20 protein-coding genes are annotated in these 20,116 nt (G+C 74.4%); 14 read left to right on the top strand and 6 right to left on the bottom strand.

Annotated elements, in window-relative coordinates; all coding sequences use genetic code 11:
* Position 1: 1 nt before the first annotated feature.
* The 3 genes from murC to IEZ20_RS15920 all read right to left on the bottom strand — a co-directional run bounded on the left by murC (position 2) and on the right by IEZ20_RS15920 (position 3,106).
* Complete coding sequence (gene murC, locus IEZ20_RS15930) at positions 2-1,393, bottom strand: UDP-N-acetylmuramate--L-alanine ligase (protein WP_189298854.1); 1,392 nt, start codon at positions 1,391-1,393, stop codon at positions 2-4.
* Positions 1,394-1,655: 262 nt separating this feature from the next.
* Entirely contained in the window at positions 1,656-2,129 is a 474-nt protein-coding gene (locus IEZ20_RS15925; RefSeq protein WP_189298852.1) for an indole-3-glycerol phosphate synthase, read from the bottom strand.
* 101 nt (positions 2,130-2,230) lie between these two features.
* The gene (locus IEZ20_RS15920; RefSeq protein WP_189298850.1) at positions 2,231-3,106 is read right to left on the bottom strand and encodes a pyrimidine reductase family protein; all 876 of its coding nucleotides are present in this window, start codon (positions 3,104-3,106) and stop codon (positions 2,231-2,233) included.
* Positions 3,107-3,143: 37 nt separating this feature from the next.
* Between IEZ20_RS15920 and zapE the strand changes: the two genes are divergently transcribed.
* The 9 genes from zapE to IEZ20_RS15875 all read left to right on the top strand — a co-directional run bounded on the left by zapE (position 3,144) and on the right by IEZ20_RS15875 (position 11,741).
* Positions 3,144-4,247 (top strand): cell division protein ZapE, encoded by a 1,104-nt coding sequence (zapE, locus tag IEZ20_RS15915; protein ID WP_189298848.1) that lies wholly within the window; start codon positions 3,144-3,146, stop codon positions 4,245-4,247.
* Between the two features lie 207 nt (positions 4,248-4,454).
* Positions 4,455-4,850, top strand: a complete 396-nt coding sequence (locus IEZ20_RS15910) for a hypothetical protein (RefSeq protein ID WP_189298838.1) — start codon at positions 4,455-4,457, stop codon at positions 4,848-4,850.
* 86 nt (positions 4,851-4,936) lie between these two features.
* Complete coding sequence (locus IEZ20_RS15905) at positions 4,937-5,515, top strand: carbonic anhydrase (RefSeq protein ID WP_189298836.1); 579 nt, start codon at positions 4,937-4,939, stop codon at positions 5,513-5,515.
* Between the two features lie 8 nt (positions 5,516-5,523).
* Positions 5,524-7,005, top strand: coding sequence for a SulP family inorganic anion transporter (locus IEZ20_RS15900; protein WP_189298834.1), 1,482 nt, complete (start codon positions 5,524-5,526; stop codon positions 7,003-7,005).
* A 104-nt stretch (positions 7,006-7,109) separates the two neighbouring features.
* Complete coding sequence (locus tag IEZ20_RS15895; protein WP_189298833.1) at positions 7,110-8,042, top strand: SPFH domain-containing protein; 933 nt, start codon at positions 7,110-7,112, stop codon at positions 8,040-8,042.
* Positions 8,043-8,141: 99 nt separating this feature from the next.
* On the top strand, positions 8,142-9,011 hold the full coding sequence (locus IEZ20_RS15890) for a PPK2 family polyphosphate kinase (RefSeq protein WP_189298831.1): 870 nt from the start codon (positions 8,142-8,144) through the stop codon (positions 9,009-9,011).
* Between the two features lie 28 nt (positions 9,012-9,039).
* Positions 9,040-10,563 carry an FAD-dependent oxidoreductase gene (locus IEZ20_RS15885; RefSeq protein ID WP_189298829.1) on the top strand — a complete coding sequence of 508 codons (1,524 nt, stop codon included), beginning with the start codon at positions 9,040-9,042 and terminating at the stop codon, positions 10,561-10,563.
* A gap of 128 nt (positions 10,564-10,691) precedes the next feature.
* Entirely contained in the window at positions 10,692-11,540 is an 849-nt protein-coding gene (locus IEZ20_RS15880; RefSeq protein WP_189298827.1) for a polysaccharide deacetylase family protein, read from the top strand.
* An 18-nt stretch (positions 11,541-11,558) separates the two neighbouring features.
* Positions 11,559-11,741 (top strand): hypothetical protein, encoded by a 183-nt coding sequence (locus IEZ20_RS15875; protein ID WP_189298826.1) that lies wholly within the window; start codon positions 11,559-11,561, stop codon positions 11,739-11,741.
* Here the strand turns inward: IEZ20_RS15875 and IEZ20_RS15870 are convergent.
* The 3 genes from IEZ20_RS15870 to IEZ20_RS15860 all read right to left on the bottom strand — a co-directional run bounded on the left by IEZ20_RS15870 (position 11,733) and on the right by IEZ20_RS15860 (position 13,787).
* The gene (locus IEZ20_RS15870) at positions 11,733-12,404 is read right to left on the bottom strand and encodes an ABC transporter (protein WP_189298824.1); all 672 of its coding nucleotides are present in this window, start codon (positions 12,402-12,404) and stop codon (positions 11,733-11,735) included. The genes IEZ20_RS15875 and IEZ20_RS15870 overlap by 9 nt on opposite strands.
* Positions 12,401-13,285, bottom strand: a complete 885-nt coding sequence (locus tag IEZ20_RS15865; RefSeq protein WP_189298822.1) for an ABC transporter ATP-binding protein — start codon at positions 13,283-13,285, stop codon at positions 12,401-12,403. The genes IEZ20_RS15870 and IEZ20_RS15865 overlap by 4 nt, the downstream gene beginning before the upstream one ends.
* A gap of 64 nt (positions 13,286-13,349) precedes the next feature.
* Positions 13,350-13,787: a DUF6086 family protein gene (locus IEZ20_RS15860; protein WP_189298814.1), complete on the bottom strand. Its 438-nt coding sequence runs from the start codon at positions 13,785-13,787 to the stop codon at positions 13,350-13,352.
* A gap of 126 nt (positions 13,788-13,913) precedes the next feature.
* Here IEZ20_RS15860 and IEZ20_RS15855 point away from each other — a divergent pair, with 126 nt between their 5' ends.
* The 5 genes from IEZ20_RS15855 (at position 13,914) to IEZ20_RS15835 (ending at position 20,107) form a co-directional block, all read left to right on the top strand.
* Positions 13,914-14,657 carry a peptidyl-tRNA hydrolase gene (locus IEZ20_RS15855; RefSeq protein WP_189298812.1) on the top strand — a complete coding sequence of 248 codons (744 nt, stop codon included), beginning with the start codon at positions 13,914-13,916 and terminating at the stop codon, positions 14,655-14,657.
* 226 nt (positions 14,658-14,883) lie between these two features.
* Positions 14,884-16,293 (top strand): MbnB/TglH/ChrH family RiPP precursor modification enzyme, encoded by a 1,410-nt coding sequence (locus tag IEZ20_RS15850; RefSeq protein ID WP_189298810.1) that lies wholly within the window; start codon positions 14,884-14,886, stop codon positions 16,291-16,293.
* A gap of 345 nt (positions 16,294-16,638) precedes the next feature.
* Complete coding sequence (locus tag IEZ20_RS15845) at positions 16,639-17,409, top strand: DUF4142 domain-containing protein (protein ID WP_189298808.1); 771 nt, start codon at positions 16,639-16,641, stop codon at positions 17,407-17,409.
* Positions 17,410-17,510: 101 nt separating this feature from the next.
* The gene (locus tag IEZ20_RS15840) at positions 17,511-18,290 is read left to right on the top strand and encodes a TIGR04222 domain-containing membrane protein (RefSeq protein ID WP_189298806.1); all 780 of its coding nucleotides are present in this window, start codon (positions 17,511-17,513) and stop codon (positions 18,288-18,290) included.
* Positions 18,291-18,442: 152 nt separating this feature from the next.
* Entirely contained in the window at positions 18,443-20,107 is a 1,665-nt protein-coding gene (locus IEZ20_RS15835; RefSeq protein WP_189298804.1) for an alpha/beta hydrolase, read from the top strand.
* Positions 20,108-20,116: the final 9 nt, after the last annotated feature.

Here is a 20,116-nt window from a genome sequence, read left to right as displayed (position 1 = left end):
TTCACTGCGACAGGCGGTCCAGGATCAGCGGGCCCAGGTCGGTCACGTCGCCCGCGCCCATGGTGAGAACGAGATCACCGGGCTTCGCCATTCCCGCGATCACCGCGGGGATCTCCGCCTTGTCGTGCACGGCGGTGACGTCGGCGCCCGCCGCGCGCGCGGCCTCGATGATCAGCTCGCTGGTCACGCCGGGGATCGGGTCCTCGCGGGCCGGGTAGATGTCCAGGACCACCGAGGCGTCGGCGAGGGCGAGGGCCTGTCCCATCTCCTTGCCCAGCTCCTGGGTGCGGGAGAAGAGGTGCGGCTGGAAGACGACGAGGATGCGGGCGTCACCGGCGGCGTCGCGCATGGCCTCCAGGTCGGCGGTCATCTCGGTCGGGTGGTGGGCGTAGGAGTCGATCACCTGGACGCCGGCGGCCTCGCCCTTGAGCTGGAGGCGCCGCTTGACACCGGTGTAGGCGGCGAGCGCGGGCGCCAGTTCGGCGGCCGGGATGCCGAGGGCGGCGCCGGCGGTGAGCGCGGCGACGGCGTTGAGGGCGTAGTGCCGGCCGGGCACGGAGACGGCGAAGGTCAGCTCCTGTCCGTCCAGCACCACGGTGACCCGGCTCTTCAGCCCCTGCGGGACGATCGACAGCACGCGTACGTCCGCGTCGGCGGCCTCGCCGTAGGTGACCACCCGCACATCGCGCCCGGAGACGCGCCGGGTCAGCTCCCGGGCGCCCTCGTGGTCCGCGGACACCACGAGGGTGCCGCCCTCGGTGATCCGGTCCACGAACGTCTCGAAGGACTCGTAGATCTCGTCCATGGAGGCGTAGTTGGCGTGGTGGTCCAGCTCGACGTTGAGGACGATGGCGACCTCGGGCGCGTACTTGTGGAAGCTGCGGTCCGATTCGTCGGCCTCGGCGACGAAGATGTCGCCCTCGCCGTGCAGCGCGTTGGAGCCGGGCGCGTCCAGGTCGCCGCCGATGGCGTACGACGGCTTCAGGCCCAGCTCGCCCAGCGAGACGGCCAGCATCGAGGTGGTGGTGGTCTTGCCGTGGGTGCCGGCCACGGCGATCGGCCGCAGCCCCTCCATCAGCGCGGCCAGCGCGTCGGAGCGGTGCACCACCGGGACACCCAGCTCGGCGGCGCGGGCCAGCTCCGGGTTGTCCTCGCGGATCGCCGACGACACGACGACACAGCTGGCGTCGTCGGCGAGGTGCTCGGCGGCGTGCCCGATGTGCACGGTCGCGCCCAGCGCCCGCAGCGCCTCGGCGGTCGCCGACTCCTTGGCGTCGCTGCCGGCCACCTCGGCCCCGCGCTGCGCGAGGATCTTGGCGATGCCCGACATTCCGGCGCCGCCGATGCCGATGAAGTGCGGTCGGTCCATGGCGGTAGGAAGGCCGGGTGCCATGCGTTTCTCCCCAGAGACGGTACGTACGAGAGCGGCCCTAGCCTATGCGCTGGAGCACCGGTCACCCCGCAAGGGGCGTGGGGCGGCCGGCCCCGGGGCGCGGGGCCGCAACGAGGTGCGGCTCCGGCACGCGGGCACGCCCGACCCCGACGTCCTCGCGCGTCCTCGCGTCCGCGTGGGCGCGGCCGACCCCGACGTCCTCGCGTCCGCGAGCGCACCGGCAGCCCCGGACGGGCACTCACCGGCCGACCCGGCGGAGCGTCTACTCCTTGCTGTGCGAGAACAGCTTCAGCACCGGCACCCCCACCTTGTGCCGCGCCCGGGAGGCCCAGTCCCGGTGGAAGAACTCCTCCACGTAGTGCGGATCGGTGAGCACGATCACCTCGTCCGCGCCCACCTCCGCGACCAGCGCCTTCAGCGCGTCCAGCGGATGGTCCTCGACCAGCCGCCCCTCCGCCGCGCTCCCCGCGGACCGCAGCGCCTGGAGCGACACGCCGAGGGCCTGCTGCCCCATGCTCCGCGCCTCCTGCCCCTCCGGCGTCTCCCCCTCGCGCACCGCCTCGTCGAGTTCGCCGAGCGCGATGTCGTCGATGGCCCGCAGCAGCCGGTCCGCCTGCTCGCCGCGCGGCTGGAGCAGCACGTGGAAGGAGACGGGCTCGTCCCCGTGCAAGGTGGTGACGAACTCCACGTCGGCGGACGTCAGGGCCTTCTCGATCATCAGAACGCTTGTGAACACCAGGCGCCTCTTCTCCTTAGAGGGCCCGGCAGGGCCCCTGCGGAAACCATCCTTCCCCGTGATCGCACGGGTACTGCCGGTCTAAGTCTGCCCGCCGGAAGCTAAGCGGAACGATAGATTCCGCTGTTTTGGGGCCGACGGTAGCGACTGAACAGGAATCCGTCCTCCTCCAGCAGCGACGCCAGTTCGAACCGGTGCGGAACGGCGACCGACGGCCCCCCGGCGATGCGCTGGGCGCTCCCCGCGGTGAGCGTCGGCGAGATCGTCAGGCACAGCTCGTCCAGCACGTCGGCGGCGATCAGCTGGCCGAGCAGCCGGGGGCCGCCCTCGGTGAGCAGCCGGGTGTGGCCGAGGTCGGCGAGGGCCTGGACGGCCCGGGCCGGTTCCACACCCATGCCCGCACCGGCGATCAGCACGCGGGCGCCGGCCTTCTCGGCGGCGGCGACCCGGTCGGGGGCGGCCGCCGCCCCGGTGAGGACCAGCGTGGGCACCAGGGGCGAGGTGAACAGCGGCAGCGTGAAGTCCAGCTCCAGGCTCGCGGTGACGATCGCGATCGCGGGGACCGGGCCCTGCCCCGCGGCCTTGCGGGCCCCGGCGAACTCGGCACGCGCGCGTGCGGGGCGGTACCCCTCCTGCCGTACCGTTTCCGCACCCACCAGCACGACGTCCGCGAGCGCCCGCAGGGTGCCGAAGATCCGCATGTCGGCGGCGCTGGAGATGGGCTGGGAGCGGCCCTCGTGCTGGGCGGCGCCGTCGAGGGAGGAGACCATGTTGGCCCGCAGCCAGGTCCGGGGGGCGCCCGGCGCGGGCTCCGGGTAGGCGTAGGCGGCGGCCAGCTCGGCGAGGCTCCACTCCCGGTTCCCACCGGGCCCTGGAGCCGCCCCGGCACCGGCGGCCCCACCGGCCTCCTGCCCCTCCGGGCCCCCGCCGGGGGCCTGGGCTGCTGTCTCTTCGGTCACAGGGAACAGGCGTCGCATGCCGTGCAGTGTGACACGGCGCTTAGCATGAGGAACTGTGTCGTCCTCCACCGCCGCCCCCGGTTCCAGTCCTCTGCCGGAAGCCGGCCCTCTGTCCCTGTGCGCCCGCCAGCCGCATGTCCCCGCCGAGCGGCTGGTCGCCGAGATGGTGCCGCCCCCGCGCTTCGACTCGGTCCGCTTCGCCACCTACATCCCGGACCCGGACCAGCCCAGCCAGACCGAGGCCGTCCGGGTGCTGGAGGGCTTCGCGGCCGGGCTCGGCGAAGCGCAGGCCTCCGGCAACGGCAGGCGCGGCCTGTTCGGCTTCGGCCGGGCCAAGGCGCCCAAGGCCCCGGCGGGCCCGCGCGGGGTGTACCTGGACGGCGGCTACGGCGTCGGCAAGACCCACCTGCTCGCCTCCCTGTGGCACGCGACCCCGGCCGAACCCTCCCGCAAGGCGTTCGGCACCTTCGTGGAGCTGACCAACCTGGTCGGCGCCCTCGGCTTCCAGCAGACGGTGCGGACGCTGTCCGGGCACAGTCTGCTGTGCATCGACGAGTTCGAACTGGACGACCCGGGCGACACGGTCCTGGTGTCGACCCTGCTCGGCAAGCTGGTCGAGGCGGGCGTGGCGCTCGCCGCCACCTCCAACACGCTCCCCGGCAAGCTGGGCGAGGGCCGCTTCGCGGCGGCCGACTTCCTGCGCGAGATCCAGGGCCTGTCCGCCCACTTCCGCACCCTGCGCATCGACGGCGAGGACTACCGCCACCGCGGCCTGCCCGAGGCCCCGGCGCCCTTCTCCGACGAGGAGGTCATGAAGACCGCCTTCGCCACCGAGGGTGCCTCGCTGGACGACTTCCCGCACCTGCTGGAGCACCTGGCCCGGGTTCACCCGAGCCGGTACGGCGCGCTGACCGACGGGGTGCGGGCGGTGTGCCTGACCGGCGTGCAGCCCGTGCCGGACCAGTCGACGGCGCTGCGCCTGGTGGTGCTCGCGGACCGGCTCTACGACCGCGAGGTCCCCGTGCTGGCCTCGGGGCTGCCGTTCGACAAGCTGTTCAGCGACGAGATGCTGAACGGCGGCTACCGCAAGAAGTACTTCCGCGCGATATCCCGGCTCACCGCGCTGGCCCGGGACGCGAAGGGTCTGCTGGGCGCCTAGGGCCTTCACCCGGCATCGAATAGCCGATCAAACCCCGCGGGTCAAGGGTGGGTTCACGCCACCCGACCCGCACTTTTCACGCTCTCTTCGGCGCGTAACGTTCAGTTAACCCTGCAAAGGACTTTGCAGGGTTAACGTGTTTCTTGACCATCCATTGACCAATCCTTGGTCTGGACAAGAAACGTGAACGCAGGGAGGGAGAGGCTCATGTTCCGAGGTACGACGGCCAGGACCCTGCTCGCCCTCCTCGGCATGACCCTGCTCGCGTTCCAGCTCTTCACGTCCGCCGGAACCTTCGCGTCCGCGCACACACACGGTCAGGCGCGGGCCAAGGCTGAGACCGGAACCATCCCCTCCGAGCAGTGGGTCCGGGACGGAGCGGAGCACGTCCGCGCCTCGGGCCGCCCGGGTGACCCCGTGGGCGTCCCGCACGTGCGCGACCGGCACCGCCGGCCCTCGTCCGGCTGCTGCCACGAACACGCCCTCATACCCGGCCGCGCGGTCGCCGCGGACCCGTCGGAAGCCTCCGACAGCCGGCGTCCGCACTCCCCGAGAGCCTCCAGAGCCCACACCCCGGCAGCGCTCCAGGTCTTCCGCTGCTGAGGGCCGGCCGCTCTCCTCGCCCCCCCCCCACAACCGTTGTGCACGTCCGACGCGCCAGGCAGGCGCGCCAGGAGGAACCCACACACATGCAGCCCCTCATCGACAACGCCCGTACCTTCGGACAACGCCCTGAGGAGTTCGCCAAGCTCGCCGAAGGCCAGTCCCCGCAGGTGCTGTTCATCACCTGCTCCGATTCCCGGGTCGTCCCCGCCCTGATCACGGGCGCCCGCCCCGGCGAGCTGTTCGAGCTGCGCACCGCGGGCAACATCGTCCCGCCCTACACCTCCGAACACCCCACCAGCGAGGCCGCCACCATCGAGTACGCCGTGGAGGTGCTCGGCGTCCGCGACATCGTCGTCTGCGGCCACTCGCACTGCGGCGCCGTCGGTGCCCTCGTGCGCGGGGACGACCTGGACGCCGTACCCGCCGTACGCGACTGGCTGGCCTCCGCCACCCCGCGCCCGGCCGGCGCGGCCGAGGATCCGGAGGTCGCCGAGGGCGTGCAGAGCCATGCCCTGACCCAGCTGCTCCGGTTGCGCTCGTACCCCTGCGTCGAGCGGCGGCTGGCGGAGGGTCAGCTGGCCCTGCACGCCTGGTACTACGAGGTGCACACCGGCGCCGTACGGACGCACCGCCCGCAGACCGACACCTTCGAGGCCCTGTGAGCGCGCCGATGACCGACGACAACCGCACCCTCATATCCCGTTTCCCGTATCTCAAGGAGGACTTCGCCGCCTCCCTCGTGGTGTTCCTGGTCGCGCTGCCGCTGTGCGTGGGCGTGTCCGTCGCCTCCGGGGCGCCGGCCGAACTCGGCCTGGTCACCGGCATCGTGGGCGGCCTCGTCACCGGATTCATGCGCGGCAGCAGCCTGCAGGTCTCGGGTCCGGCGGCCGGCATGACCGTGCTCGTCTACGAGGCGGTCAAGGAGTTCGGGCTGCCCGTGCTCGGCGTGATCGTGCTCGCCGCCGGGGTCCTTCAGGTGGCCATGGGTCTGCTGCGGCTGGGCCGCTACTTCCGTGCCATCTCCGTCGCCGTCGTCGAGGGCATGCTGGCCGGAATCGGTCTGGTGATCATCGCCGGGCAGCTCTACCCGGCGATGGCGACGAAGGCGCCCGACTCCGGCCTGGACAAGATCTTCCAGCTGCCCGGCGCGTTCTGGGACGCCTTCACCGACACCGACGCGCTGGCCTCGCTCGCGGTGGCCGCGGGCACCGTCGCGGTGCTGCTGCTGTGGAAGCACACCCCGGCGAAGGTCCGCGCGCTGCCCGGCCCGCTCGCCGCGGTCGGGCTCGCCACGCTGGCCGCGTTCGCGCTGGACCTGCCCGTGGCCACGGTGGAGGTCAAGGGCCTGCTCGGCTCGATCCAGCCGCCGCCGCTCAGCGCCTTCGGCGAGCTGGCCGGCGTCGGCCTGCTCGGCACGGTCGTCGCCTTCACCCTGATCGCGTCCGCCGAGTCGCTGTTCAGCGCGGCGGCCGTGGACCGGCTGCACTCCGGGCCGCGCACCCAGTACAACAAGGAGCTCGTCGCCCAGGGCGCCGGCAACATGGTGTGCGGCGTGCTCGGTGCGCTGCCGATGACCGCGGTGATCGTGCGCAGCGCGACCAACGTCCAGGCCGGTGCCCGGACGAAGGCCTCCCGGGTGCTGCACGGCGTCTGGCTGCTGCTGTTCGCGGCGCTGCTGCCCGGCGTCCTCGCGTACATCCCGATCCCGGCCCTCGCGGGCATCCTCATCCACGCGGGCGCCAAGCTGGTCCCGGTGCGGTCGCTCGCCGGACTGTGGCGCGAGCACCGCGGGGAGGCGCTGGTCCTCGCCGTGACGGCCGTCTCCATCGTGGCGGTCAGCATGTTCGAGGGCGTGCTCATCGGTCTCGCGCTGGCGGTGGTGAAGACCGCCTGGGAGGCCTCGCACGTCAAGCTGGAGGTCGTGGACAAGGGCGCCGGCCCGATCGAGGCGCACCTGTCGGGGAACGCCACCTTCCTGCGCCTGCCGAAGATCCTGGACAGCCTGGAGTCACTGCCCCAGGACCGCCCGGTCCGCCTCGACCTGTCCGGGCTGCACCACCTGGACCACGCCTGCCGGACGGCCCTGGAGAACTGGGCCGCACGGCACAGCACGGCCGGCACGGAGCCGGTGAAGCTGGTCACCGCGGCCTGAACGCCCGCCCGTGGGGCCGGGACGCCGGATCCTCTCGGCATCCCGGCCCCACGGGCCTATCGTGGCACCATCAGACAAACCGGCCTCTGTGTGAGGAGGTCACCATGGTCGAGGACCTTGTGGTGACCCTGGCGGCGGCGGGCTCCGTCGGCGTGGTGTACCTGGCGGCGGCGGTGCGGGTGGTCAAGCAGTACGAGCGGGGTGTGCTGTTCCGGCTCGGCCGGGTGGCGGGTGACGCGCGGTCTCCGGGACTGAACCTGATCATCCCCTTCGTGGACCGGCTGCAGAAGGTCAACATGCAGATCGTGACGCTCCCGATCCCGGCCCAGGAGGGCATCACCCGGGACAACGTCACCGTCCGGGTGGACGCGGTGGTCTACTTCCGGGTGGTCGACGCGACGAGCGCCCTGGTGAAGGTCGAGGACTACAAGTTCGCGGTGTCGCAGATGGCGCAGACCTCCCTCCGGTCGATCATCGGCAAGAGCGATCTGGACGATCTGCTCTCCAACCGCGAGAAGCTCAACCAGGGTCTGGAGCTGATGATCGACAGTCCGGCGGTGGGCTGGGGCATCCAGGTGGACCGGGTCGAGATCAAGGACGTGTCCCTGCCGGACACCATGAAGCGGTCGATGGCCCGCCAGGCCGAGGCGGACCGTGAACGCCGGGCCCGGATCATCAACGCGGACGCCGAACTCCAGGCCTCCAGGAAGCTCGCCGAGGCCGCCCAGCAGATGTCCGGCACACCGGCCGCGCTCCAGCTGCGGCTGCTGCAGACGGTGATGGCGGTGGCGGCCGAGAAGAACTCCACCCTGGTGCTGCCCATCCCGGTGGAGCTGCTGCACTTCCTGGAGCGGGGCGGCCAGCCCGCGCTTCCCGAGCCGGACCGACAGGCCGAACGGGACCGGCAGCCGGAGCTGGACCGGCAGCCCGAACCGGACCGGCAGCCGGAGCCGGACCGGCAGCCCGAACCGGACCGGCAGCCGGAGCCGGACCGGCAGCCCGAGCCGCACACCGACGGCGGACCGCATCCCGGCTGACGAGCACCCCCGGAGTGACCCCGCCCCCTGGAGTGCCCCGGAGCACCCCTGGGCACCCGTCAGCCGCACCCACCCGTACACCGGACGGAAGGAGCGCCCGTGCCGAAGAAGCCGGCCAGGGAGCAGGGCAGGACACTTCGGGATCTGCTGCGGCTCCCGCCGGGCGAGGGGGTCGAGCTGTCCCGGTACGACGCCCGGGCCACCCCCGGCGCCCCGGACGGCAAACAGGCCGCGCGGGCGGACGCGGAGGGCACGGGCAGGCAGCTGGCACGGCTCCAGGAGCGGCTCTGGGCGGCGGGCACCGCGGGCGACCGCCGCCGGGTGCTGCTGGTGCTCCAGGGCATGGACACCAGCGGCAAGGGCGGCACGGTCAAGCATGTGATCGGGCAGCTCAACCCGTCGGGCTGCCGGATCACGGCGTTCAAGGCGCCCACCGAGGAGGAGCGGCGCCACGACTTCCTGTGGCGGGTACGGCGCGCGCTGCCGGAGCCCGGCGAGATCGGCATCTTCGACCGCTCCCACTACGAGGACGTCCTCATCGCCCGCGTCCGGCATCTCGCCCGGCCCGCCGAGGTCGGCAGCCGGTACGGCCTGATCAACGACTTCGAACGCACCCTCGCCGACGACGGCGTCACCCTCGTCAAGTGCTTCCTGCACATCTCCTACGACGAGCAGCGGCGCCGGCTGCTGCGCCGCCTCGACCGCCCCGACAAGCACTGGAAGTTCGACCCCGGCGACATCGAGGAACGCGCCCTGTGGCCCGCCTACCAGGAGGCGTACGAGCTGGCCCTGGAGCGCTGCTCGGCGCCGTACGCGCCCTGGTACCTCGTCCCGGCGGACCGCAAGTGGTACCGCAACTGGGCGATCAGCCGGCTGCTGCTGGAGCAGCTGCGCGAGCTGGACCCGAGGTACCCGCGGGCCCGCTTCGACGTGGCGGAGTGCCGGGAGCGGCTGTTGAAGGGGACGTGAGCGGGACGACCCGGGGTACCCGGCGGGCATGCGCGAACACCGGAAGGTCACCGACTCGTACTGGCTGGAGACCGCCCCCGGCCCGGACCATCCCGCCCTGGACGGGGACATCGACGTGGACGTGGCCGTCGTCGGCGCGGGCATCGCCGGGCTGAGCACCGCCCACGAGCTGGCCCGGGCCGGGCGGCGGGTGGCGGTGCTGGAGGCCGGCCGGGCCGCGGCCGGGGTCACCGGCTACACCACCGCGAAGCTGACCGCCCAGCACACCCTGGTCTACGACCGGCTCCGGCGCACCCGGGGCCGCGAGGGTGCGCGGCTGTACGCCCGCTCGCAGACGGAGGCGATCGAGCACGCGGCGGCGCTGGTGGCCGAGCTGGGGATCGACTGCGACTGGGAGACCCGGGACGCCTACACCTACGTACGGGACCGGTCGCGGGTGGACGAGGTGCGCGCGGAGGCGGACGCCGCCCGGGAGGCGGGGCTGCCGGCCGCGTTCACCACGGAGACCGGGCTGCCGTTCCCGGTGGCGGGCGCGGTCCGGGTGACCGGGCAGGCGCAGTTCCACCCGGTCAGGTACCTGCGGGCGCTCACCGCCGACCGGCTCGCGCACGGCGGCCGGGTCTACGAGCGGACCCGGGTCACCGGGCTGACGGAGGGCGAGCCGTGCCGGCTGACGACCGAGGCCGGCGCCACGGTGACCGCCCGGGACGTCGTGGTCGCCACCCACTACCCGGTGTTCGACCGGGCCCTGCTGTTCACCCGGCTGTCCCCGCGCCGCGAACTGGTCGTGGCCGGACCGCTGGGCGACGGCCCGGACCCCGGCGGCATGTACATCACCCCGGACGAGAACACCCGCTCGGTGCGCACCGCGCCCTGCGGCGCGGACGGACAGCGGCTGCTCGTGGTCACCGGGGAGCACTTCACGCCCGGCACCGGCGATCCGCAGGCCGCCCTCGACCGGCTCGCCGCCTGGGCGGAGGCGCACTTCCCCGGGGTGACCCTGGACCACGCCTGGGCCACCCAGGACAACGAGTCCACGGACACGGTCCCGCTGGTCGGCCCCCTGCACCCGGGGACCCGGCACGCCTACGTCGTCACCGGCTTCGGCGGCTGGGGCCTGAGCGGCGGCATCATGGCCGGGCTGCTGCTGACGGCGCTGATCACCGGCCGGGAGTGCGCGTGGCGGGAGCTGTACGACCCGCGCCGGCTGAAGTCGGTGGTGCGCGAGGCGCCGTCGCTGCTGAAGACGCAGGCGGAGGTGGCCCGGCACTTCGTCGGCGACCGGCTGAAGCCGCCGGCCTCGCTGGAGGAGCTCGCCCCCGGCGACGGCGCGGTGGTCCGCTCGGGCGGCCACCGGCTCGCGGTCCACCGCGACGAGGAGGGCGCGCTGCACGCCGTGTCGGCCCGCTGCACCCATCTCGGCTGCCTGGTGTCCTTCAACCGTGCCGAGCGCGCCTGGGAGTGCCCCTGCCACGGCTCGCGCTTCGCGGTCGACGGCTCGGTGATCCAGGGCCCGGCGGTGAAACCGCTGGAGCGGCACGACCTGGAGTGACAGCGGCGGGACCAGAAGTGGCGGCGGCAGGACCTGGAGTGACGGCGGAGGCGCCGCCCGGGTGACCGTACCGTCGCGCCACACGGCATATCACCATACAAACGGATATTCAGCCCTACGTTCGTACGGTGATCCCACGAGTACGCCGTATCACCGCCCTCTGCGCCCTGGCCGCGGCCCTCACCGCCTGCGGCACCGTGTCCGGAGACCGCCCGGCCCCGGCCGCCTCCCCTTCCTCCCCCGCATCGCCCTCCTCCACCCGTCCGCCCGTGCTGGCGCCGGGCCCCGGCGGGCTGACCCCGGTCTTCGAGCACGGTCCGCGCGACCGGGGGAAGACGGTCGCCCTCACCTTCGACGCCGACATGACCGCCGACCAGGGGCCCCGCGCGGCCTCCGGCGAGCACTTCGACAACCCGGCCCTGATCGGCGCCCTGCGCGCGCTGAAGGTGCCGGCGACCGTCTTCATGACCGGCCGGTGGGCCGACCAGTACCCGGCCGAGGCCCGCGACCTGGGCCGCGACCCGCGGTTCGAGGTGGCCAACCACTCCTGGAGCCACTACGCGTTCACCGCCGACTGCTACGGCCTGCCGACCGTCGACGCCGGCCGGATGCGGGAGGACGTGCAGCGGGCGTACACCTCCCTGCGCGCGGCGGGCGTGCCGCGCCCGATGCCGTACTTCCGTTTCCCCGGCGGCTGCTACGACCAGCAGGCGCTGCGCGCGCTCAGCGGGCTCGGGGTGACCGCGGTGCAGTGGGACGTGGTGAGCGGGGACGCGTTCGCCACGGACGCCGACGCGGTGGTCAAGCAGGTGCTCGACGGGGTGAAGCCGGGCTCGGTGGTCGTCATGCACTGCACCCGCAGCGCCGCCCCGACCACCGAGCGGGTCGTCCGCACGGTCGTACCGGAGCTGCGCAGACGGGGCTACCGGTTCGTGAAGGTCTCCGAGCTGATCGGCCAGGCGGGCACGGCCCGCTGACCTCCTACGCTTGAGGTCATGAGCGACGAGGACTACTGCACGATCACCGGGACGGTGAAGCCGGCGAAGGCCGACGGGCCGCCGTACGCGGAGTGCGTGCTGTGCCGGGAGCCGACGGAGTACCCGGAGTCGTACAAGGGCATCACGCTGTGCCCGGTCTGCGAGTGGCAGGAGGCGCAGCGCACCGCCTGCTCAGGGTGAGCGGCGCGCGCCGAGCCAGGCCGCCGCGGCGAAGGCGGCCGCCGTGAGCAGGGCCGCGCCGGCCAGGGGCAGCAGCGGCAGCGGCGCCCGGCCGGTCTGCGAGCCGGTGACCAGGCCGCTGACGGCCGCCTGCGCCGGGGACCCGGCCCACACCAGCGCGAGCAGCGCGCCGAGCAGCGTCGCCGGCACCGCGCGCCCGGTGGAGCGCAGCACCGGCGCGTTGGTGAGCGCGCCGACGGCCGTGCCGAGCAGGGCGCAGGCGAGCGCGGCCGGCAGTCCGGCGGCGAGGGCCCGAGGCGGGGGCACGTGGACCCGGTGGCCGTTGTCGGCCGGGGCGCTGATCAGCGTCACCACCACCGTGGCCGCGACCCCGAGCAGCACCGCCGCCAGCAGCGCGGTCAGCAGGCAGGCGAGGTGTGCCCGGGCGGGGCCGCGGGCGGCGGCGACACAGGCCCGGGCGGCGGGCGGCTCTCCGGTGACACAGATCCTGACCAGCCAGGCGGAGACCGGCAGCAGGGCCGCGGCCGTGTAGCCGAGCGAGTCCAGGACCGGCTGGCCGCTCTGCACGCAGACGCCCAGGAAGGCGGCGTAGAGGATCACCGGTGGCAGCCAGCGCTGGGAGCGCAGCAGCAGGTCGGTCTGGTAGCGCAGGAGTGCGGTCATGGGCGGCTTTCCGGGTCGGAGTGCGGTGCGTCCGCCGTGCCGGGTTCGACGCGGGCCACGTGCCAGGGCGGGCGGGCCGTGAGCAGGGCGCGCAGCAGCACGTCGGAGTGGGAGGCGGGGACGGTGAGCCGGTGGCGGCCGGGGGCGGTCTCCCGCGTGGAGCGGGCGGTCCGCACCGCCTCGGGCGGCAGCGGCGCGCCCGCCGGCCCCTCCGCGAGGACGACGGTGACCGGCCCGTCCGCCGTGCCGCCGCCGCTGTCGGTGCGACGGAGCAGGCCGCCGCCGGTCACCGTGTACGTCGCGTCGGGCACCCCGGCGAGCCGGCGCGGGTCGTGGTCCACGAAGACCACGGCACCCCCGGCGGCCGTCCGCTCGGCCACCGCCCGCTCCAGCTCGGCCCGGGCCGCCGCGTCGAGACCGGTCCACGCCTCGTCGAGCACCAGCAGCTCCGGGTCGCCGAGCAGGGCCTGCGCGACGGCGACCTTCTGGCTGCTGCCCTTGGACAGCCGCGCCATCGGCGTCCCGGCGTACCCGCCCGCGCCGAACCGCTCCAGCCAGGTGAGCGCGGCGCGGGCGGCGGCGTCCCGGCCCAGGCCGTGGACGGTGCCGAGGTGGGTGAGATAACCGGCCGCCGTGAAGGGCAGCGCGGAGGGGAACCGCTCCGGCACGTAGGCCGTGCGCGGGCGGCCGGTGATCCGGCCCTCGGAGGGCACGTCGAGCCGGGCGAGCAGCCGCAGGAGCGTGGACTTCCCGGTGCCGTTCGCCCCTTCGATCCGGGTGAGGGTGCCGGGGGCGATGACGAGGTCGACGCCTCGCAACACCCACGGGCCGCGGATGCCGTAGCGGCGGCCCACGGCGGTCAGGCGCAGGTCACGGTGCATGAGGGTCATAGTGACGCGGACCGGGTGACGCCCGGGTGCCCGGCTCGGCGGACCGTGCCCCGGCTCAACGGGCCATGCCCCGGCTCAGCTCGGCCGCCCTGGCCCGCACCCCCGCGGCCCAGGCGCTGCCCTCCCCGGGCGCCGACGCCCCGGCGGCAAAGACCTGTACGTCCGCGAGCGGCCCGTCCGGAAGGGCTTCGAGCCGCTCCCAGTCGATGCCGATCCCGGCCCGCTGGGCGAGGGCGACGACGACACCGACGAAGCTCTCGGAGAGGGCCAGGATGATCGTGTGACCGGTCCGCCGGTGCCGGGCGAGCAGGGCGTGCACGAAGACCCCGAAGACCTCCGGATCGATGTGGCACTCGTCGTTCCGCATCGGCCCGAGCCCGGACGGCAGCTCCAGCTCGGCCTCGAACACCTCCACCTGCCGCAGAAAGAGCCGGGCGGCCCCGTTGGACGGGTTCCACAGCGTCTCGTCCCCGATGTCGAAGTACTGGCTCATCGCACTCCCCCTTCCGTCCGTCAAGAGGGGCGGGCGCGGCCGGCCGGTTCATCGCCGTCGGCGGAATTCTCCCGGCGCGGCCCGCGCGTTGATCGGCCCGCCCGCGACTTCGTAGGCTGGGCTCCCGTGAGCCACGATCCAGCCCCCGCCAGTGACAGCCCCTTCCGGACCGGACACGATCCCCGGGACGAGGCGCCCCAGTTCGTGCTGCCGCTCGTCGTACGGATGGAGCGCAACGCCCCGCCCGCCCGTACCGACGCGCTGGAGACGTCCGCCCGGGCCGTTCTCGTGCTGCTCGGCGACGACCGGGCGCGGGGCGACGGCGAGTGGGCCGAGGCGGTGCGCGACTGGGAGGACGCCCGGATCCGGAAGGTGGTCCGACGGGCCCGCGGCGCGGAGTGGCGGCGCGCCGAGGCGCTGCCCGGGATCACGGTGACCGGCAAGTCGGCGGAGGTCCGGGTGTTCCCGCCGATCCCGCTGGACGGCTGGCCGAAGGACCTCGCCAAGCTCCAGGTGTCGGGCACCGAACTGGACGACCCCGAGCCGCCCCTCCCCGCCGACCCGGCCGACGGGCCGGTGCTCTGGCTCAACCCCGACCTGGACATGTCGGCCGGCAAGGCCATGGCCCAGACCGGCCACGGCGCCCAACTGGCCTGGTGGGCGCTGCCGGACACCGACCGCGCCGCCTGGCGCGACGCGGGGTACGCCCTCACCGTCCGCACGGCCGCCCCGGCCGACTGGGCCCGGCTGACGACCAGCGGTCTGCCCGTGGTCCGGGACGCGGGCTTCACCGAGATCGCCCCGGGCTCGTGCACGGTGGTGGCGGACCATCCGGCGCTGCGCCGGGGCGTCTCCCCCACGAGTCCGTGAACAACGGGGGCTCCTCACGGGGGCTCCTCCGCCCCACGGGCCGCGCGGTGAGCAGGAGGGTGGTGCCGGCCTCGCGCCCGCCCTTGCTTCGCAGAGGACGCCCGGGCGGTCGGCCGGAACCTCAAATGTTGCTCTGAACGCGTCAGGCAGGGGGTTCGCGGCGGCGGGGCGGGGCCATACCTCCCTCGCTCGACGCACGAGCACGGGCCGAGGAGGGGGAGGCAGCATGCGGCGACTGGGGACCGGGATCGGATGGCGGCCGGAGATCGCGGACGCCGTGGAAGCCATGCCGGGCATCGACTGGGTGGAGGTCGTGGCGGAGAACGTCTGCCCCGGTCACCTCCCCGCGTCGCTGCTGCGGCTGCGCGAGCGCGGCGTGACGGTGGTCCCGCACGGCGTCTCCCTCGGCCTCGGCGGTGCGGACCGCCCCGACGAGGGGCGGCTGACGGCGCTCGCCGAACGGGCGGAGGCCCTCGGCGCGCCGCTGGTCACCGAGCACATCGCCTTCGTCCGGGCGGGCGGCGCGCTCACCGCCTCCCCGCGCCTGGAGGCCGGCCATCTGCTGCCCGTGCCGCGCACCCGGGACGCCCTGGACGTGCTGTGCGAGAACGTCCGCATCGCCCAGGAGGCGCTGCCGGTGCCGCTGGCCCTGGAGAACATCGCCGCGCTGTTCTCCTGGCCGGGCGAGGAGCTGACCGAGGGGCAGTTCCTGTCCGAGCTGGTCGAGCGGACCGGCGTACGGCTGCTGATCGACGTCGCCAACCTGCACACCAACCACGTCAACCGGGGCGAGGACCCGGCCGAGGCGCTGGCCGCGCTGCCCCTGGAGGCGATCGCCTACGTCCATGTCGCGGGCGGCTTCGAACGCGACGGCGTCTGGCACGACAGCCACGCGCACCCCGTGCCGCGTCCGGTGCTCGACATCCTCACCGGCCTCGCCGCGCGCACCGAGCCGCCCGGGGTGCTCCTGGAGCGGGACGAGAACTTCCCCGAACCGGCCGAGCTGGAGCGCGAGCTGACGGCCGTCAGGGGTGCGGTCACGGCCGGCCGGGCACACGCGGCACGGGCCGCGGCGGCCGGGGGTACGGGGACGGCGGGCGCCGGGGGTGCCGGCGCCACGGGTGCCGGGGGCGCGGGCGCCGGGGGCGGGGCTGCGGGCTCCGCGTCCGAGGGTGCCGGGGACGCGGGCGCCGGGGCCGGGGGTGTCGGGGTCCTCGCGCGGCCGGTGGCCGGTGCGCGGGAGCGGGTCGGGGTGGCGCAGGCCGCCGTGCTGTCGGCCCTGGTGGCGGGGACGCCGGTGCCGGAGGGGTTCGACCGGGTGCGGATGGGGGTGCAGGCGCGGGCGCTCGCGGCGAAGCGGGCGGGCGTGGTGGCGAAGGTGGCGCCCGAACTGCCGGTGATCCTGGGGGCCGGGTACCGGGAGGCGTTCCTGGAGTACGCCCGGCAGCGGCCGATGCGGGGCGGGTACCGCCAGGACGCGCTGGACTTCGCGGGGCATCTGCTGAAGCTGGGGCGGCCGGGGCACGCGGGGGCGCGGCGGGAGCTGCGCGACTGGTGGCTGGACCGGTCCGGCCCGGCGCCCCGCAAGCGGGGGCTCGCGGCGCGGATACTGCGGCGGCCCCGCAGCCACGGGTAGGGCGCTCCGGAAGGGGGCGGCGACCCGCAAGCCACGGGCAAGGCGCCCCGGAGGGAGGCGGCGACCCGCAAGCCACGGGCAAGGCGCCCCGGAAAGAGGCGGCGACCCGCAAGCCACGGGCAAGGCGCCCCGGAAAGAGGCGGCGACCCGCAAGCCACAGGCTGGGCGGTGCGGAAAGAGGCGGCGACCCGCAAGCCACAGGCTGGGCGGTGCGGAGGGGGCGGCGACCCGCAAGCCACGGGCAAGGTGCCCCGGAGGGGGTGCGGGGACCCTGCGCGCCCGGAAGGGGCAGCGCGGCTGCCAGTACTATGCCAACCCCGCACCACCCACTCCCGAGCAGGCACCATGCGACCGCGACCCCCGATCAACGGCCGAGGCATATTCAGCGGCACCGGACTCCTCATCACCGCCCTCGCGGCCACGCTCGTCGCGCTGCTCGTCCCGCTGTGGTCGTACGCCGACCGGCAGGACCCGGCGAGCGCGAGCGTGCTGAGCGCGCGGACGGTGACGACGCCGTACGGCCCGATGTCCGACCAGGACCGGGACTTCGTCACCAAGGTCCGGCTGGCCGGGCTGTGGGAGCTGCCCGCCGGGGAGCTGGCGCAGCGCAAGGGCACCACACCCGCGGTCCGCACGGCCGGCCGGCACCTCGTCGACGGCCACACCTCCCTGGACGCCCACGTCCGGACCGTCGCCACCCAGCTCGGCGTGGCCCTGCCCAACGAGCCGAACGCACAGCAGAAGCAGTGGCTCGCCACCCTGGAGGCGGCGCAGGGCCAGGACTTCGACCGCCGGTTCGCCGAGCTGCTGCGGCTCGCGCACGGCCGGGTGTTCTCCCTGGTCGCGCAGGTCCGGGCGGGCACCCAGAACTCCCTGGTCCGCGATCTCGCCGACGACGCCAACACGACCGTCCTGGACCACATCAAGGTCCTGGAGGCGACGGGGTACGTCGACTTCGCCGCGCTGGCCAAGGACCTGGCGGCCCCCGCGAGCCCGGTGCCGACCCCGCCGGAGGTCGAACCCGGCGCCGCCGTACCGGTCGCGCCGTCGCCCGGCGAGACGTACTCCCTGCCGCCCGCCGCCTCCGGCCCGCCGCCGGCGACGAGCGGCCCCTGACCGGCCCGCCCGGGAAACGGAACGTCACATCCCGGCAACACTCCGTCCGGATCGTGAACAGGGCATGGCGTTCGCGCGGGCCACTGGCATAGAAACACGTCATGTTCTGGGTCCTTCTCCTGCTCCTGGCCTGGGCTTTCACCGGCACGGCCTGCACCCGGCTGTGTCTGGCGGCCCTTCGCGCGGCAGCCGTGGACGCGCGTGACGCGTCGGCCGACGGGGAGCGCGATCTGACGCTGTACGAGGCGGCCTTCCTCTCCGGCGGACCGGCCCGGGTCGCCGATGTGACCTTGGTCTCCATGGCCCGGCAGCGTCGGCTGCTGCTCGCCCACACCGGCTGGGCCACGGTCGTGGACCCGCGGGGGCGGGACGAGATGGAGCGGTCGGTCATAGGGGCGATAGGGCCCGAGGGGCAGTCGCGGATCGCGCCCGTGCGGGCGCGGGCGGCCGGCGCGGAGGCCGTGCGCCGGCTGGCGGACGGGCTGGTGCGCGCCGGTCTCGCGGTGCCCGAGGGTGCGGGGACGACCGTCGGGGCCGCCGTCCGCCAGGTGCGGGCCGCCGCGGTCGCCGTGACGGCGCTGGGCGTGACCGCGCTGCTGCTGCCCGTACAGACCGGCACGCCACGCCCGCTGGTGGGCGCCTGGTTCGTCCTGCCCCTCACGCTGGCGCTGAGCTGCCTGGCCATCGCCCGGTTCGAGGTGCACCCCTACTCGCGCTGGGCCTCCCCGGCCGGGCAGCGGCTGCTGAGCGCGCTGGCCGGCAGGCCGGCCGGTGACGAGCGGTCGTTCCTCACCTCCGTCGCCGTACGCGGCATCCGCGCCATCGGCGAACCGGAGCTGCGCGCCGCCTTCACCCACCGCGACCAGCCCTGGCGGGAGTGACGGCGGCACCTTTCGGGGGCGCATAGGGGGCATTGGGGCCGACACCGGCCGGGTGGTGCTTGCCTTCCCCCGCGGCCGAACGAAACATCCCTTCTGTGGGCGCCGGGCCGTGGCAGCCGTGCCATCGCCGCCGCGCACCGAAGGGATACGCGATGAAAGCCGCCGCCCTCTACTCGGCCGCCGGTTCCCTGCTCCTGACCACCCTGGCCGCGGCCCCGGCGGGCGGCACCCCCGGCGCTCCGGGTGCCCCGGGTGCCCCCGGTACGGCCGAGCTGCGCGGCACCGCGGTGGCCGTGGCCCGCGCCCGGGCGGCCGGTATCGACTTCGGCCCGTGCTCCGCCGCCGACGTACCGAACGCCCCGGCCGGTGTGCGGTGCGGCACGGTGGCGGTTCCCCTGGACTACGCCCACCCGGACGGCCGGCAGATCCGGCTGACCGTCAGCCGGGCCCGGGCCACCCAGAAGGACCCGCACAACAGCAAGCGGAAGGTGCCGCGGCAGGGCGCCCTGCTCTTCAACCCGGGCGGACCGGGCGCCTCCGGCATGTACTTCCCGCTGATCGGCCGGATCCCCGAGTGGAAGCGGATCGCCGCCGCCTACGACCTGGTCGGCTACGCCCCGCGCGGGGTGGGCCGGTCGGCGCCGCTGTCCTGCGAGGACCCCAAGCGCTTCTTCAAGGGCCCCACCGCGTCCCCGGTGCATCCCTCGGAGGCGTACAAGCGTCAGCGCGTCGCCCAGGCGAAGGCGTACGCGCGCGGGTGCGCCCAGCGCTCCGGGAGCGGGCTGCGGTTCTACACCTCGCTCAACAACGCCCGGGACCTGGACGTCCTGCGGGCGGCGCTGGGCGAGCACCGGCTGACCTTCTTGGGGGCGTCGTACGGCACCTATTTCGGCGCGCTGTACGCGGCGATGTTCCCCTCCCACGTGCGCCGCATGGTGCTGGACTCGGCGGTGAACCCGGATCCGGGGAAGATCTGGTACCGCAGCAACCTGGACCAGTCGGCGGCCTTCGAGGAGCGCTGGGCGGACTTCCGGGACTGGATCGCCCGGCACGACGACGTGTACCGCCTCGGCACCACGCCCGCGCGGGTGCAGCGCAGCTACGACACCGCGCGCGAGCGGCTGGCCGGGAAGGCGGCGGGCGGGAAGGTCGGCCCCGGCCAGCTGCAGAACGCGTTCCTGACGGCCGGGTACTACGACGACTTCTGGCCGAGCCGGGCAGCGGCCCTCTCGGCGTATCTGCACGGCGACCCCGAGCCGCTGGTCCGGCTGGCCGCGCCCAGCCCGGAGACGGCCACCGAGGCGGAGAACGCCGGCGCGGTGTACACGGCCGTGGAGTGCAACGACGCGCCCTGGCCGACGGACTGGACGGTGTGGGACCGCGACAACACCCGGCTCGCCCGGGTGGCGCCCTTCGAGACCTGGGACAACGCGTGGATGAACCTGCCCTGCGCCTACTGGCCGGTGCCCCGGCAGCAGCCGCTGGACGTGCGGACGGGAACGGGTGAGCTGCCGCCGGTGCTGATCCTGGCGGCCGAACGGGACGCCGCCGCGCCGTACCAGGGCGCGCTGGAGATGAACCGGCGGCTGGCCGGCTCGGTGCTGGTGACCGAGCGGGACGCGGGGACGCACGGGGTCGGCGGCGGGCCGAACCGTTGCGTCAACGGGTACCTGGACGCGTATCTCCTGGAGGGCCGCGTCCCGGCGCGGCACGCGTCGTGCGCGCCGCGTCCGGAACCGGCCGCGGTCGCCACCGGCGGTGCGGCCGGTGAAAAGGCCCGGCGGGACGCCCTCAAGGGCAAGGGCGACCGCGGCTAGGGGGCGCCT

Source organism: Streptomyces cinerochromogenes (assembly GCF_014648635.1).
Classification (GTDB): Bacteria; Actinomycetota; Actinomycetes; order Streptomycetales; family Streptomycetaceae; genus Streptomyces; species Streptomyces cinerochromogenes.
Note: the sequence above shows the minus strand (reverse complement) of the source record. Positions and strands in the feature narration are given on the sequence as shown.

Excerpts from the sequence above, each read along its gene's own strand:
- IEZ20_RS15840 (WP_189298806.1), top strand. The coding sequence starts at position 17,511 with ATGTTCTGGGTCCTTCTCCTGCTCCTGGCCTGGGCTTTCACCGGCACG.
- IEZ20_RS15860 (WP_189298814.1), bottom strand. The coding sequence starts at position 13,787 with ATGAGCCAGTACTTCGACATCGGGGACGAGACGCTGTGGAACCCGTCC.
- murC (WP_189298854.1), bottom strand. The coding sequence starts at position 1,393 with ATGGCACCCGGCCTTCCTACCGCCATGGACCGACCGCACTTCATCGGC.
- IEZ20_RS15875 (WP_189298826.1), top strand. The coding sequence starts at position 11,559 with ATGAGCGACGAGGACTACTGCACGATCACCGGGACGGTGAAGCCGGCG.
- IEZ20_RS15895 (WP_189298833.1), top strand. The coding sequence starts at position 7,110 with ATGGTCGAGGACCTTGTGGTGACCCTGGCGGCGGCGGGCTCCGTCGGC.
- IEZ20_RS15865 (WP_189298822.1), bottom strand. The coding sequence starts at position 13,285 with ATGCACCGTGACCTGCGCCTGACCGCCGTGGGCCGCCGCTACGGCATC.
- IEZ20_RS15845 (WP_189298808.1), top strand. The coding sequence starts at position 16,639 with ATGCGACCGCGACCCCCGATCAACGGCCGAGGCATATTCAGCGGCACC.
- IEZ20_RS15870 (WP_189298824.1), bottom strand. The coding sequence starts at position 12,404 with ATGACCGCACTCCTGCGCTACCAGACCGACCTGCTGCTGCGCTCCCAG.
- IEZ20_RS15920 (WP_189298850.1), bottom strand. The coding sequence starts at position 3,106 with ATGCGACGCCTGTTCCCTGTGACCGAAGAGACAGCAGCCCAGGCCCCC.
- IEZ20_RS15910 (WP_189298838.1), top strand. The coding sequence starts at position 4,455 with ATGTTCCGAGGTACGACGGCCAGGACCCTGCTCGCCCTCCTCGGCATG.
- IEZ20_RS15835 (WP_189298804.1), top strand. The coding sequence starts at position 18,443 with ATGAAAGCCGCCGCCCTCTACTCGGCCGCCGGTTCCCTGCTCCTGACC.
- IEZ20_RS15905 (WP_189298836.1), top strand. The coding sequence starts at position 4,937 with ATGCAGCCCCTCATCGACAACGCCCGTACCTTCGGACAACGCCCTGAG.
- IEZ20_RS15850 (WP_189298810.1), top strand. The coding sequence starts at position 14,884 with ATGCGGCGACTGGGGACCGGGATCGGATGGCGGCCGGAGATCGCGGAC.
- IEZ20_RS15885 (WP_189298829.1), top strand. The coding sequence starts at position 9,040 with ATGCGCGAACACCGGAAGGTCACCGACTCGTACTGGCTGGAGACCGCC.
- IEZ20_RS15900 (WP_189298834.1), top strand. The coding sequence starts at position 5,524 with ATGACCGACGACAACCGCACCCTCATATCCCGTTTCCCGTATCTCAAG.